Source organism: Candidatus Electronema sp. JM, assembly GCF_048287415.1.
GTDB lineage: Bacteria > Desulfobacterota > Desulfobulbia > Desulfobulbales > Desulfobulbaceae > Electronema.
The window spans coordinates 1-13651 of the sequence record NZ_JBLWEN010000047.1; the positions used below are offsets into that span (position 1 = coordinate 1).

A 13651-nucleotide genomic window follows, 5' to 3' on the forward strand; every position below is an offset into this window, starting at 1 on the left:
GGAGGCTGAAGGGATTCCGCCGTATTATCACCCGGTTTGATAAACTGGATGTCATGTTCATCGGGTTTGTCGTTTTCGCCCTGATCGTGATTGCAATCAAATAGTGTTAACAGGCCCTAGCTCATAAAGGCCAGGACTGTTCGGTTCACTTCATTTTTCTCCGCAACGGCAAGAGTTGCTGTCATCCCCCGGCAGAACCGGGGGAATAGGAAAAATCTACCACGTCACCATGTAGCAGGAGAGCTGGCGGCCCTCCTCAAGGTCAAGGCCCTCCATGTACCGCTGCATGGACTCCGCCGCCACCTTGCCCTGATAGACGGCCTTGGCGGCGGTCTGCGGGCCGAGCACGTCGTCGCCGCCCGCGAAGATCCACGGCACGGTGGTTTGCAGGGTGCGGGGATTGACCTTGTAAGTGCCCCAAGATTCGAGCTGCAAATCCGCACCTGCGTCGGCCTCGTGCTGAACAGTCTGGCTGATGGCAGGAATGACCGCGTCCGCCTCGATGATGAAATTCGAGCCTGCCTGCTCCACAGGACGGCGGCGGCCTGAAGCGTCCGGCTCGCCCAAGCCCATGCGGACGCACTCCAAGCCGGTCAGCTTGCCGCTGGCATCGGCGTGAATTTTGACCGGCGCGGCCAGAAATTCAATCCGCACGCCCTCCTCCTCCAGATGCCGGATTTCCTCTTTGGAGGCGGGCATTTCCTCGCGCGTGCGGCGGTAAAGGATGAAAACCTGATCCGAGCCGGTGCGCAGAGCGGTGCGGGCCACGTCAATGGCCACGTTGCCGCCGCCGACGACCACAACTTTTCTGCCGATGTTCATTTCCTCGCCGGTGAGCACCCGGCGCAGATAGTCCACGCCGTGCAGCACGCCCTTGGTGCCCTGCTCGCCCTCAATACCGAGCCGTTTGCCGGAATGTGCGCCGGTGGCGATGAAGACCGCGCCGCAGCCTTCCTCACGCAGCTCGTTCAGCGTTTTATCCTTGCCGATGGTCACGCCGAGCTTGATCTCCACGCCGCAGCTTTTCAGCGAGGCCAGCTCCGCGCCGATGATGTCGCGGGGCAGGCGGTAGTGCGGAATGCCGACTGAGAGCATCCCACCAAAGACCGGCAAGGCCTCGTAGATCGTGCATTTGTAGCCCTGATGCGCAAGCAGATACGCGGCGGTGATGCCTGCCGGGCCGGAGCCGACAATGGCCGCCTTGCGTCCGTTGGGCAGGCCGCAGGCTTGGTTCATTGATTTGCGGTTGGCCACCATCCAGTCGGTCAGGTAGCGCTCCAGCATTCCGATGGCCACCGGCTCGCCGCTTTTGCCGCGCACGCAGCTGCCCTCGCACTGAAACTCGTGCGGGCAGACGCGGGAGCAGACCGAAGGCATGGTGCTGGTCTCACGCACCTTCCAGTAGGCCTCTTCAAATTTTTTCTCCCGCAGCAGGCCGATGAAGCCGGGGATGTCGTTGCGGATCGGGCAGCCCTGCACGCAGGCGGGCTTCTTGCATTGCAGACAGCGGTTGGCCTCCAGCAAAGCGGTTGCCTCATCGTAGCCTGCGGTCACTTCCGCAAATCCCTTGATCCGCTCCGCTGGCGCAAGCTCCTTGGGGTGCTGGCGGGGAATGGCCAGCCGTTCTTTGGTGTTCATTGGCAGCTCCTAAATTAGTTCAAAAAGGTAAAAGTAAGGGCAAAGCCCCCGCTAATCATTTTCTATGAAGCGCACCAAGTCATTTCTGCTCATATAGCCAGAATGACTCTTGACTTTATTTTTATTCGTCAGTTTGATGACATGGGGAACACCGTTGATGCCAAACTCAGCCGCCTTTCTGCGGTTCTTGTCCCAATCCACCTCGTAAAATTCAACATGCGGATAGAGCTTCTTCACCTTCTCGTATTCAGGCTTCATGGCTTGGCAAGGGCCGCACCAGTCGGCGTAAAATTTAATCAGTTTGACATCATCTCCTTTGCCGTAGTCCGCATTGGCTGGAATGTCCGTCTCAGGGCCGCAGCCGTGAAGAAGCACTATCAGAAAAGATGCTAAAATAATTAGTTTGTTTATTTTCATGAGGGCATTGTGTTGCCGGCAGAACGATTAGCGTCCTGCCAGCAAGTTGAAAATGGAGAATTCGGTCAAGCACTGCTGTTCAAGCTATATGCAACGATGCCATGTCAATCACGAAACGGTATTTCACATCGCTCTTCAGCATCCGTTCATAGGCTTCGTTGATATCCTGTATCTTGATCAGCTCAATATCCGAGGTGATGCCATGCGCACCGCAGAAATCCAGCAGTTCCTGCGTCTCGGCAATGCCGCCGATGACCGAACCGGCCACAGCTTTGCGCCCCATGATCAGCGGCACGCTGTGCAGGAAAGGTTCCAGTCCGCCGAGATAGCCCACCAGCACCAGCGTGCCATTCACCGCAAGTGCGGGCAGATACGGATTAAGATCGTGCGCATACGGCACTGTGTCAATAATCAGCTCGAACTGTCTGGTGACTGCGGCCATCTGCGCTGCGTCTGTGGACAGAACAACCGCATCCGCGCCAAGACGGCGTGCGTCCGCCTCCTTGCCGGGTGAACGGGTGAAGAGCGTCACCTCTGCGCCTAATGCCTTGGCCAGCTTCAGGGCCATATGACCAAGGCCGCCCAGACCAATGACCGCAATCCGGCTGCCCTTGCCCACCTTCCAATGCCGCAGCGGCGACCAGGTCGTGATGCCCGCGCAGAGCAGCGGAGCCGCCCCTTGCAAATCCAAGCCGTCCGGCACCTTGACCACAAATTTATCAGAGACGACAATTTTTTCCGAATAGCCGCCGTAGGTAGGCATCTGATCGCGCCGGTCAATTGAATTGTAGGTGAAGGTGGGATAGGCTGCGCAATACTGCTCCAGTCCTTGCTCGCAGGCGGAGCAGCATTGGCAGGAATCAACCATGCAGCCAACGCCCACATGATCGCCCGCTTTGAATTTGACAACCTCCGGGCCGACGCTGATCACCCGGCCAATAATTTCATGGCCGGGCACGATGGGATACATGCTGCCGCCCCAGTCGTTGCGCACCTGATGCAAATCAGAGTGGCAAACCCCGCAGTAAAGAATTTGAATGAGCACATCATCCGGGCGCGGCTCGCGACGTTCAAAACGATGCGGGGATAAAGAATCCTGTGCAGAATGCGCTGCATAGCCAAGCACCTTCATGGTTTTCTCCTGTTTATTTTTTGTCTGGTGCGGCTGTTTCAAGCAGCCGAAGAAATTCCAATTCATTCAGTGCCGCAATCCCCAGCTCCGCAGCTTTCTTCAGCTTGCTGCCCGCCTTTTCTCCGGCGACCAGATGCGTCACTTTTTTGCTGATGCTGCTGGCTGTGGCACCGCCAAGCTGCCGCACACGCTCTTCCGCCTCAGCGCGGCTCATGCTGGCGAGGGTGCCGGTGAAGAGAAAGACCATGCCTGCAAGCGGGCCGCCGCTTGCCGTTTTCTCCGCCGCCTGCACTGTCAAGCCCAGTTCCAGCAGGCGGGCGATCAGCTCGCGGTTAGCAGGGTCGGCGAAGTATTCCCGCAGAGCCGCCGCTGTCTGCCCGCCGATGCCGTCCACAGCCAAAAGCTGCTCTTCGCCCGCCTGCATCAGCTTGTTTATATCAACGAACCGCGCCGCCAGCAGCTCCGCCGTGGTCTCGCCGACGTGACGAATCCCCAGCGCGGCAAGGAGCTTGGCCAGTGTGGTCTGCTTGGCCTGCTCAACCGCAGCCAGCAGCTTCTCAGCAGATTTTTCGCCCCAGCCATCGAGGGCAGCCAGCCGTTCCTTGTCCAAACGGAAAATGTCAGGGATGTCCGCAATCAGCCCGGCCTCGGCCAGCTTCTCCACGTTCTTCGGCCCTAAGCCTTCAATATCCAGTCCTGATTTCCCGGCAAACCAGATGATGCGCTGAAGCCGCTGCGCCGGGCAGTGCGGATTGCGGCAGCGGGTCACGGCTTCGCCTTCAGGCCGATGCAGAGCATTATTGCAGGCCGGGCATTCCGTTGGGAAAACAATCGCCTGCTCCTGCCCTGTGCGCCGCTCGGTCAGCGGCCTGAGCACTTCCGGGATGACATCGCCTGCCCGCCGCACCAACACCGTGTCGCCGATCATCAGGCCCTTGCGCCGGATTTCATCCTGATTGTGCAGGGCGGCCCGCCGCACGACCACTCCGCCGATGCGCACCGGCTCCAGCACCGCCACCGGCGTGACCGCGCCTGTCCGGCCAAGCTGAAATTCCACTCCGCTCATCACCGCTTCAGCCTCTTCCGCCGGGAACTTCCATGCGACAGCCCAGCGCGGGGCGCGGGCCGTGCTGCCCAGCTCCTCCTGCGCGGCAAAGCTGGCGGCCTTGATCACCATGCCGTCGATTTCGTAATCCAGCTCGTGGCGGATTTGCTGAAGATGATGGTAGTGCTCCTCGGCCTCGGCCAGACTGCGGCAGAATTTGATCAGCGGATTGACCGGGAAGCCGAGCGAGCGCAGATGAGGAAACAGCTCGGTCAAGCTGGAACAGGGCAGGGCGGCAGGATCGGCCACCCCATAAACGAAGAAACTGAGCGGTCTGGCGGCGGTGATTTTTGGATCAAGCTGGCGCAGCGAACCGGCGGCGGCATTGCGCGGATTGGCGAAGAGCGGCTCGCCCTGCTCGGCCCGCTGGCGGTTCAATTCGGCAAAATCCTTTTTTGACAGATAGACCTCGCCCCGGACGGCCAGCCGTTCTGGCACTTCCGCACCATGTAGGCGCAGGGGAATGTTGCGCACCGTGCGCAGATTGGCAGTGATGTTCTCGCCGACCAAGCCGTTGCCGCGTGTTGAACCCTCGACGAAGAGACCGTTCTCGTAGATCAGCTCCACGGCCAGACCGTCAATCTTCGGCTCCGCTGTCCAAGTCAGCTGAACCGAAGATTGCATCCGCCGCCGGACGCGTTCCTCAAAATCCGCCAGCTCCTCAGCAGCGAAGATGTTGTCCAAACTGAGCATTGGCAACGCGTGCGCCGCCTCGGCAAAGGCGGGCAGCGGCTCGCCGCCCACGCGCTGGCTGGGCGAGTCCGACGTGACCAGCTCCGGAAACTGCGCCTCCAAATCCAGCAGCTCGCGGAAAAGACGGTCATATTCCGCGTCGCTGATGATGGGCGCATCAAGCACGTAATAACGGTGCGCATGTTCGTGCAGCTCCGTCCGCAAGGCCGCCAGCCGCTGTTCCGCCTGCTGCCGCCTCATCTCAGTTCGGCTCATCCAGCAGCCTGCCGCCGGAAGCGATGTTCTCGCGCTGCTCCTCGTCGATGAAGATAAGGATGGAATCCTCCGGCTTGCCGGTCTCGCGGACAAGCACGTCGGTCACGCCTCTGGCGATGTTCTTCTTCTGCGTTCTGGTCAGTGTTCCGGCAACCCGGATGCTCACGTAGGGCATAGCGTTTCTCCTTTCAGATGCTTGTGGTATTGTGTGCGGTGAATGTGTTGATCCTGCCGTTTCCCTGCCAGCCAGCTTGCCGGGCCTGACGGACAAAGTCCAGCGCGATTTCCCATTTATTGAGCGGACTGATCAGGTACAGCCCGTCAATCAGCGGGGCAATTTGCGCAATCATCTCAGCAGTGTATTCCAAGGCTGCCTTGCGCTGATCAGCAACCTGCTCAAACTGAGCAAGGCGGCGGCGCAGTTCCTGCGGCACTGAAATGCCCGGTACTTCATTATGCAGGAACTCGGCATTGCGCAAAGAAATCAGCGGAAAAATGCCCGGAAAAATCAGCAGATCAAGATGCCGGACATGCTCCAGCATCTGCTCCACCGTTTCAGCGGAAAAAAGCGGCTGGGTCATGGCGAACCGCGCCCCCAGCTCCGCTTTTTTTTCCAAACGCCGGAGCTGCGTTTCCGGGTCATCCGGGCGGAAGCTGTAGGCCGCGCCGATGGAAAAATTGGTCCGCTGCCGGAGCGGCTGCCCGGCCATGCTCAAGCCTCGGTTCAGGCCTTCCAGCATGGCGAGCAACCCATAGGAGCGCAGATCAAAAACCCCGCTCACGCCCGGCTGGTCGCTGCCTGCGGCGGAGTCGCCGGAAATGGCCAGCACCGCCTCAATGCCGAGCAGATGCGCGTCCATCATCCGCGACTGCAAGCCAAGCGCGTTGATATCTCTGCCGGTCTGATGGAGGATGGTCTGAATGCCGGTGCGCTGACGGATCAGGGCGGCCATGCTCAGGTTGCCCGCCCGCAGCACGGCCAGCGGATTTTCTCCTAACGAAATGGCATCCGCTCCAGCTTCAGCCAATTCGGCGGCCCCGCGCAGCACCGGCTCCGCATCCAAATGGGCGGGCGGATCCAGCTCGACGATGATCGGCAGACGGCCTGGTTGAAGGGAATCGAGAAAGCCGCCCCGCGTTGCTGGTGCCGCCGTCGGTTCAGCCAGTTCCTGTATGATTTCTACGCTGCTGCGGCTGACCCGCACCGGTTTGATTCGCAGCGTGGCCCGGAACTCGCGGATATGCGCAGGTGTGGTGCCGCAGCAGCCGCCGATCAGATGCACGCCGCTGCGGAGCATTTCCTTCGCCCGCAGCGCCATGTAGCCCGGCTGTGCCGGATAGATCATCCGCCCGCCGAGCAGCTCCGGCATTCCGGCGTTGGGGAAGGCGGAGAGCGGCACGCCCTCCCCTGCCAACGGCGACATGCGGGCAATGGCCTGCACAGCGGCATCTGTCCCTCGCCCGCAGTTGGTGCCGACCAAAGCGGCTCCGGCAGCCCGCATCTGTTGCCCGCAGAACAGAGCATCCTCGCCCAGCACAGTCAGCCCTTTGGCCGGAAAGACCATCTGCGCCACCACCGGCAGCTGCGGGGCCGCGCTGCGGGCCGCCGCAATCGCCACAAGGATTTCTTCCAAGCTGGAAAATGTCTCTAAAAGCAAAAGGTCAGCCCCGCCTTCAGCCAAGCCTGCCGCCTGCTCGCGGAAACTCGCGCTGATCTCCTCCGAGCTGATGTTGTCCTCATGCACGGGAAAGCTGATCCCGCTCGGCCCGATTGAGCCAGCGACATAAATCCGCTTCCCTGCCGCTTTGCCCGCAATCTCCGCGCCAAGACGGCTGATTTCCCGCGCCTGCTCGCCTGCTCCGGCCTCGCGCAATTTGAAGCGGTTCGCGCCGAAGGTGTTGGTTTCAATGAGCTGACTGCCTGCCCGGATGTATTCCTCATGCGCGGCCAGCACGATTTCCGGGGCTTGCAGGTTGAGCAGGTCAAGATTGCGGCCCCGCTCCACGCCCTGTTCAAACAGATAGGAGCCGAGCGCACCGTCGCCCAGCACTACATGATCTTGGATATAGCTGAGAAAATCAGGTTTCATAGTCGCAGTCAAAAAATTCCGGCCAAACGCAGAACAGCGTGGAGCACAGCAAAAGCCATCAGACCCGCTGCTGCGTCATCGAGCATGATGCCCAGTCCGCCGTGAATGCGCCGATCCAGCCAGCCGACCGGAAAGGGCTTGAGGATGTCAAAGAAGCGGAACAGGACAAACCCGGCACCGGCGGTCAGCAGATTAGGGGCCAACGCCAAGGCGATGAGCTGGCCGACTATCTCGTCAATCACCACCATGCCGGGGTCGCCCTGATCAAGAATTTTTTCCGCCGCGCCTGCGGCAGCAACGCCAAGCACAAACAGGACAGCAACTGCCGCCGCGTAGGCGGAAAAATCAAGGCGGCGCAGCAGCAGCCAAAGGAGCACGCCAAGCAGAGAACCCCATGTGCCGGGTGCTTTGGGCAGCCGCCCGCTGCCTGCGCCGGTGGCGATAAAGAGAAACAGCTTGTCCATTATGGAACAGCCCTGAAATCAACATCCTTAACCTGCCAATGCCCTGCCGAGGAGAGCCGGATTTCCACTTCTTCGCCCTTCACATTGCCCATGTCGTCTGGCGGCAGAGGAATTTTATATTCCTGCCATGTTTCCGCTGTTCCCGTTAAAGGAATTTTTGCCGAGACCGGATGCTGATTGAGCGACACAGAAATGGAGCAGGGCAATGTGTCAGCATGACGAGCCTTGAAGGTCAGCACGCGGTTCGCTTGAAGCAAGTCCGTGCGGACATAGCGGATAATCCGTTCCGCGCTGGAAACATCCTGCTTGGGACGATAGAGCGAATAGACATCATCCTCCTCAATCAGCTCGCCATATTTTTCAATCTCCTTCCACGGGAATTGCTTATGCCATCCTGCTTCAAGAAAAAAAGTAGTTGGCCGGTCAATAATCAGATATGGTGTTGGCCAGACATCATGTGCCCAAGCCAGCATCTTATCCACGTTCCATTGGCTCTCCTCCCAACGAAACAGTCTGCCGTAGAAATCTGGGATAAAGCCTGATAAGCCGTCAATGATCAGCGAAAAATTGCCGATAGTGGTCATGACCACATTGGAGTCAACGGTGCGCATTCCTACGGGAAGCTGAAGAAACACATTTTTTCCCGGCAGACTGTAGGCTGTGTGAAGAACATGGGACTTAGCCGGATTAGGAAAGTCCCGCGTGAATTTATAGGACTCCATATTTCTCGCCTCATAACCCAATAGGAAAAGCAATAGCGGCACCAGCCAAAGAATCTTCCGCTGCCGAAGAGCAAGGTGATTGAACGTATAACAGCCAGCAATAACCAGATAGGTCAGAATGACTATCGAAAAGCGTGTCAGCACCCGGACAGCTCCAAACAGCGGATTCCATTGCAGCAAATCAGCAAAAACACCGCGTGCCAGCTGGAGGACATGTTCATCCGGGCCAGTGCTGATAAACGGCCCGCAGCTGATGAAAAAGCAGAGCACGGCGGCGGCGGAAAGGGCTGCCAGCAGTTTGGCCGAACTGCGTTCTTTTTCAGCCAGAAAGAACAGCCCGGCAACGTGCAGGCCAATCAGTGCAAAAGCGACATGATAAAGGTACGGCTCAACGGGCACGAGCCACTGCTCTTTCTCCCAGAAGGTATTGATCAGGATGACCGCCCAAAAGAACAGCCAGAGCACGGTCTTGGCAGCGGCGATCCATCTGCCGATTTTCGGCGCCGCCTTATAATTTCTGCAAAACTGCACACTGTCATGGATAAGGAAGACAAGTGTCAGCAGACAGAGCACAGCACCGGGAAAAAGATGGGTTTCGGCAAAGCTCGGCAGTGGCAGTTTCAGCCATTTGAGAAACACGGACCAGCGTGTATCTGCATACTGCATTGGCTGGGAAAAGTATTGCAGATAATCAGACATCGAGCGTTGATAGCCGCCTTTAAAGCGCAGCAGCGCATAGGGGTGCAGGTAAACAGCCGTGACAGCCACGCAGCCAGCAAGGAGCAGCAGGAAAGAAAAATACGTCTCTTTCTTTTTAAGCAAATCCTTGTTGTTCGCAAAAAAAACAAGAAAGACAAAAGCCAGCATTATGCTGGCCATGAGCGTGTAATAGATGCAGGATGTGGCGGCAAGAAAATAGCAGCAACAGAACCAGAGGCTGTTCTGCCACGACGTTTTTTTAAGCCAGCGCAGCGATGCCAAGAGCAGCAGCGGAAAGATGAACACTAACTGCATGTTGAATTCAAGATAATACGGCATCCTGAACGGCATGAGGCAGTAGATGAAACCACCCAGCGCGCTGACAGTTCGTGATATTTCAAGCGAGCGGAGCAGGATATACAGCAGCACACCAGACAGCGTCCAAAAAAAGAGCATGCAGGTGTTGAAGCAGAAAAAATGATTGCCTGTTATAGTATACGCCGCAGCATAGACAAACGACTGCGGCCAGAGCAGCTCGCTGAATGCCAGCACATACGAGTGCGGATAGAAAAAATTGATGTGGTAATCCGGCAGAAGAAAACGACCACGCAGGATATTGTGGGCATTCCACGCCATCCATGTGTCCATGAGCTGCGGATCCCAGTGATTTGCTGGTAGCCCGTCGAAAAAATACCCTCGCCACGGCTTGACGGCCAAGAGAATTGCCAAAGCTAAAAGCACAGAAAAGGCGGCAAGCTCAAAGAAGGCTCTTCGTTGCTTGCAGAAAGAAAAAAATCCGCTGTTCATGAGCGTGTGCTGTTTGAATTGAACGAGCTGTCATGCGCGGCTTGTTTTTCCGCTGCGGCTTGTTTTGCTCGTTTCAGAAGATGCTGCAGCGTCGGCTGAGGTTTAGCCATCACCACAAATTGATAACTGAACAAATTTTTCCAGAGCGCAATCAGCACCAGATGTACGGCACGGAACACGCTGGCAGTTTTTGCGCTGGAGCAAATCAGCTCATACGGAACTGGCACCCCAGTCAGTTGCAATACCGTGAAGCCATTCTGAAGAAAAAGCTGTTGCAAGGAATGCTTGGTAAAGAGCCGCTGATGCCACGTATTGAGGATGCCGCGCCGGGCATAGCCGAATCTGCCGCAAAGGAGCATCAAGCGAATCCAAGCGAAGGCAACATTGCCGACTGGCAGCAGCAGGGTGATGTCAGGTGCTTCAATGCTGAAATTCCGCAGTTTAGCAAGCAACTGTTCAGGATAGTGACCAAGAAATTTGGTGTCGGTCAGCACGATATAATCAGCCCCGGCCAGAATTTGACTCTCAACAAGGCAGTCCTCGTCTTTATAGCTGATGATCCGGCATTCTTTCTTCTCCATATCCCGGAGCAGCGGCTCTCTCGCAGCACCGATAATCAGCACGGTGGAACCGTTGCGCACTTGGTTTGCAAGCTGTTGGTCAACAAAACGGATGTCATATCTGCTTTTCTCTCTCCGCTTGCGGGCCGAACAGTCAAATTTTCTATCATAAAAGATATAATACCGCTGTAATCTGGCCTGCAAGGTGGTCATTGAGACATTCCACGCATAGGCCATTCCATTGACACGACAGACTTCATCGCCGTAGAAGGTTGGTATTGGCAATTCTTTGATGCGGAACTCCGCATTGACGAACTGGATAATGATTTCGGTGTCAAAATGAAAATCATTGGAATTCAGTTCAAAGGGAACTGCCGCCAATGCTTTCACCGCATAGAGTCGGTAGCCGCTGTGAAATTCGCTGAGGTTCGTTCCCAGCAGGGTGTTCTGATAGGTGGTTAGTATTTTATTGCCGATATATTTGTACAGCGGCATTCCACCTTTGAGCGCACCGCCTTTTGCCAGCATCCGCGAACCGAACACCGCTTCCGCTTGGCCGTTGGCCAGCACATCAACAAGCTGCGGCAGGCACTCTGGCGCATATTGGCCGTCACCATGCACCAGCGCAACCCAGTCAAAGCCATTTTCCACCGCATAATGATAGCCAATTTTTTGATTGCCGCCGTAGCCTTGATTGACCGGATTGAACAGCACCGTCATTTTGAAGGGGATTTTTTGCCCGCGCCGCATCAACTCGCCACGCAGAAAGGTCTCGTCCCCTGAAGAATCATCAATAATCAGCACCTCAACGTCATAGTCTTGCGCTAATGCAAGAGGAATGCGGCTGACGACCTGCTCAATTGTTCTTTCTGCATGATATGCGACGATAAAGATGAGCAGTTTTCCTTTGATATTGGTCATGATTTAATTCATTGGCTGATAACGTATCGTTTTATTCCGTTAAATCAAATTGGATACACAGAAAGGTTTCGCCGCCGATGCTGCGGCATTCTTCTCCTCCCTCCTTGCAGAATCATAACCACTTTGCAGTGTTTTTCACAAGGGATATATGCTACTATGCCCGCATCTGCCGGAAAAGTCCCGGCTGAAGCGGCCTGTCATCTTTCGCGTCCGCTGCGGCGCGGCAACTATGCGATTAACGAGGAGTTCATCATGTGCGGAATAGTCGGCTACACTGGCAGCAGGAAGGTGATTCCGGTGCTGCTCGAAGGTTTGCGCCGTTTGGAATACCGGGGCTATGATTCTGCCGGATTGGTTTGCCAGCAGGACGGCAGGCTGGTGCGCTTCCGGGCGGCAGGCAAGCTGATCAACTTGGAAAAAGCGGTGGAAGAGCAGATCGGCGCGGACACGCACACCGGCCTTGGCCACACCCGCTGGGCCACGCACGGCGCGCCGACCGAAATCAACGCCCATCCGCACACCGACTGCACCGGCGAGCTGGTTGTGGTGCACAACGGCATTATCGAAAACTACGGCAGTCTCAAGCAGGAGCTGCTGGCAGAGGGACACGTTTTCTCCTCGCAGACCGACACCGAGGTGCTCGCCCATCTGATTGAGAAATATCTGGAGAACGACTTGGTCGCGGCGGTGCGCAAGGCCTTGGCGCGGGTGGAAGGCTCATACGCGCTTGGCGTGATTTGGGCTAAAGAGCCAGGCCGTTTGGTGGCCGCCCGCAACCAAAGCCCGCTGGTCATGGGCCTGAGCGACGATGCCTGTCATATTGCTTCCGACATCCCTGCCCTGCTGCCCTACACCCGCAAAGTGATTTTTTTGGATGACCACGAGCTGGCTATCTTGGACAAGGGCGCGTATTCCATCATCAGCATTGAGAGCGGTGAGCGGATTGAAAAAGAAATCCGCACCATTGACTGGAATGCGGCAATGGCTGAGAAAGGCGGCTACCGGCATTTCATGCTCAAGGAGATATTCGAGCAACCGCAGGCAATACTGAATACCATCAGCGGCAGAATAGACCCGGAAAGCGGCAGCCTCAATCTGCCGGAAATCGGCCTCAGCGATGACGATCTGCGCAAGATTGAGCGCATCGCCTTGGTTGCCTGCGGCACGTCCTGGCACGCGGCCTTAGTAGCCAAATACTGGCTGGAAAAATGGGCGGGTGTTTCGGTTGATGTGGATATCGCTTCAGAATTTCGCTACCGCCGCCTGCTGCTCAACGAGCGAGTCCTGACTGTGGCCATTTCTCAGTCCGGCGAAACCGCTGACACTTTGGCCGGAACGCGCCGCGCCGCTTCGCTCGGCTCCAAGGTGCTGACCATCTGCAACGTGGTCGGCTCGACCATGACCCGCGAGGCGGACGGCATCATCTACACCCATGCCGGGCCGGAAATCGGCGTGGCCTCAACCAAGGCCTTCACCTGTCAGCTTTCAGCCCTGTTCCTGCTCACGCTGCATTTAGCCAAGGTGCGCGGCACGGCCTCGCCGGAGGAAATCAAGGAGCTGGGAGCCGCGCTGATCAGCCTGCCGCCGGTGATCAACGCGGTGCTGCCTGCGGTGCAGCAGCAGATTCAGGCACTGCTGGAGCGGTATTACGATGCGCGGGACTTTCTCTTTGTCGGGCGCGGCCTGAATTTCCCCATTGCCTTGGAAGGCGCGCTCAAACTGAAGGAAATTTCCTACATCCACGCCGAAGGCTACGCTGCGGGCGAGCTGAAGCACGGCCCGATTGCCTTGATTGACAAGGACATGCCGGTGCTGGCCATTGTGCCGCAGGACGCGGTCTATCACAAAACCATTTCCAATGTCGAGGAGATCAGGGCGCGGCAAGGCCGCCTGCTGCTGATCGGCAGCGAAGGAGACACGCACCTTGCCGCCCTGACTGCGGATGTGCTCTATCTTCCCAAGGTGCATGAGGAGCTGAACCCGCTGCTCTACACCATCCCGGCCCAGCTCTTGGCTTATGAAATCGCCTGCCGCCGGGGCTGCGATGTTGATCAGCCGCGCAATCTGGCGAAGAGTGTGACGGTGGAGTGAGAGAACATGCCGCTGTGATGCTGGCGAAAACACAGCGGCATTAAGAAAAATGTGTTG

10 protein-coding genes are annotated in these 13651 nt (G+C 57.2%); 1 reads left to right on the top strand and 9 read right to left on the bottom strand.

The window, feature by feature from the left end:
- Window positions 1–216: 216 nt before the first annotated feature.
- The 9 genes from ACNKH6_RS09570 to ACNKH6_RS09610 all read right to left on the bottom strand — a co-directional run bounded on the left by ACNKH6_RS09570 (window position 217) and on the right by ACNKH6_RS09610 (window position 11503).
- The gene (locus ACNKH6_RS09570; RefSeq protein ID WP_417915334.1) at window positions 217–1638 is read right to left on the bottom strand and encodes an NAD(P)-dependent oxidoreductase; all 1422 of its coding nucleotides are present in this window, start codon (window positions 1636–1638) and stop codon (window positions 217–219) included.
- Between the two features lie 51 nt (window positions 1639–1689).
- On the bottom strand, window positions 1690–2013 hold the full coding sequence (locus tag ACNKH6_RS09575; protein ID WP_417915335.1) for a thioredoxin family protein: 324 nt from the start codon (window positions 2011–2013) through the stop codon (window positions 1690–1692).
- A gap of 121 nt (window positions 2014–2134) precedes the next feature.
- Window positions 2135–3187, bottom strand: a complete 1053-nt coding sequence (locus ACNKH6_RS09580; protein WP_417915336.1) for an NAD(P)-dependent alcohol dehydrogenase — start codon at window positions 3185–3187, stop codon at window positions 2135–2137.
- Window positions 3188–3200: 13 nt separating this feature from the next.
- A complete protein-coding gene (ligA, locus tag ACNKH6_RS09585) occupies window positions 3201–5225 on the bottom strand; it encodes an NAD-dependent DNA ligase LigA (protein ID WP_417915516.1) in 2025 nt (674 codons plus the stop codon).
- Between the two features lies 1 nt (window position 5226).
- Entirely contained in the window at window positions 5227–5415 is a 189-nt protein-coding gene (locus tag ACNKH6_RS09590; protein WP_417915337.1) for a tautomerase family protein, read from the bottom strand.
- A 13-nt stretch (window positions 5416–5428) separates the two neighbouring features.
- On the bottom strand, window positions 5429–7330 hold the full coding sequence (locus tag ACNKH6_RS09595) for a bifunctional homocysteine S-methyltransferase/methylenetetrahydrofolate reductase (RefSeq protein WP_417915338.1): 1902 nt from the start codon (window positions 7328–7330) through the stop codon (window positions 5429–5431).
- A gap of 8 nt (window positions 7331–7338) precedes the next feature.
- A complete protein-coding gene (locus tag ACNKH6_RS09600; protein ID WP_417915339.1) occupies window positions 7339–7794 on the bottom strand; it encodes a phosphatidylglycerophosphatase A in 456 nt (151 codons plus the stop codon).
- Window positions 7794–10022 carry a hypothetical protein gene (locus ACNKH6_RS09605; RefSeq protein ID WP_417915340.1) on the bottom strand — a complete coding sequence of 743 codons (2229 nt, stop codon included), beginning with the start codon at window positions 10020–10022 and terminating at the stop codon, window positions 7794–7796. The genes ACNKH6_RS09600 and ACNKH6_RS09605 overlap by 1 nt, the downstream gene beginning before the upstream one ends.
- Window positions 10019–11503 carry a glycosyltransferase family 2 protein gene (locus ACNKH6_RS09610; RefSeq protein WP_417915341.1) on the bottom strand — a complete coding sequence of 495 codons (1485 nt, stop codon included), beginning with the start codon at window positions 11501–11503 and terminating at the stop codon, window positions 10019–10021. Before ACNKH6_RS09610 ends, ACNKH6_RS09605 begins: the two co-directional genes overlap by 4 nt.
- Before the next feature lie 252 nt (window positions 11504–11755).
- Between ACNKH6_RS09610 and glmS the strand changes: the two genes are divergently transcribed.
- On the top strand, window positions 11756–13594 hold the full coding sequence (gene glmS / locus ACNKH6_RS09615; protein WP_417915517.1) for a glutamine--fructose-6-phosphate transaminase (isomerizing): 1839 nt from the start codon (window positions 11756–11758) through the stop codon (window positions 13592–13594).
- The last annotated feature ends 57 nt before the right edge of the window (window positions 13595–13651 follow it).

Bases quoted from the DNA above. Each gene is read 5' to 3' on its own strand.
- ACNKH6_RS09570 (WP_417915334.1), bottom strand. From the start codon at position 1,638: ATGAACACCAAAGAACGGCTGGCCATTCCCCGCCAGCACCCCAAGGAG.
- ACNKH6_RS09580 (WP_417915336.1), bottom strand. From the start codon at position 3,187: ATGAAGGTGCTTGGCTATGCAGCGCATTCTGCACAGGATTCTTTATCC.
- ligA (WP_417915516.1), bottom strand. From the start codon at position 5,225: ATGAGGCGGCAGCAGGCGGAACAGCGGCTGGCGGCCTTGCGGACGGAG.
- ACNKH6_RS09590 (WP_417915337.1), bottom strand. From the start codon at position 5,415: ATGCCCTACGTGAGCATCCGGGTTGCCGGAACACTGACCAGAACGCAG.
- ACNKH6_RS09595 (WP_417915338.1), bottom strand. From the start codon at position 7,330: ATGAAACCTGATTTTCTCAGCTATATCCAAGATCATGTAGTGCTGGGC.
- ACNKH6_RS09600 (WP_417915339.1), bottom strand. From the start codon at position 7,794: ATGGACAAGCTGTTTCTCTTTATCGCCACCGGCGCAGGCAGCGGGCGG.
- ACNKH6_RS09605 (WP_417915340.1), bottom strand. From the start codon at position 10,022: ATGAACAGCGGATTTTTTTCTTTCTGCAAGCAACGAAGAGCCTTCTTT.
- ACNKH6_RS09610 (WP_417915341.1), bottom strand. From the start codon at position 11,503: ATGACCAATATCAAAGGAAAACTGCTCATCTTTATCGTCGCATATCAT.
- glmS (WP_417915517.1), top strand. From the start codon at position 11,756: ATGTGCGGAATAGTCGGCTACACTGGCAGCAGGAAGGTGATTCCGGTG.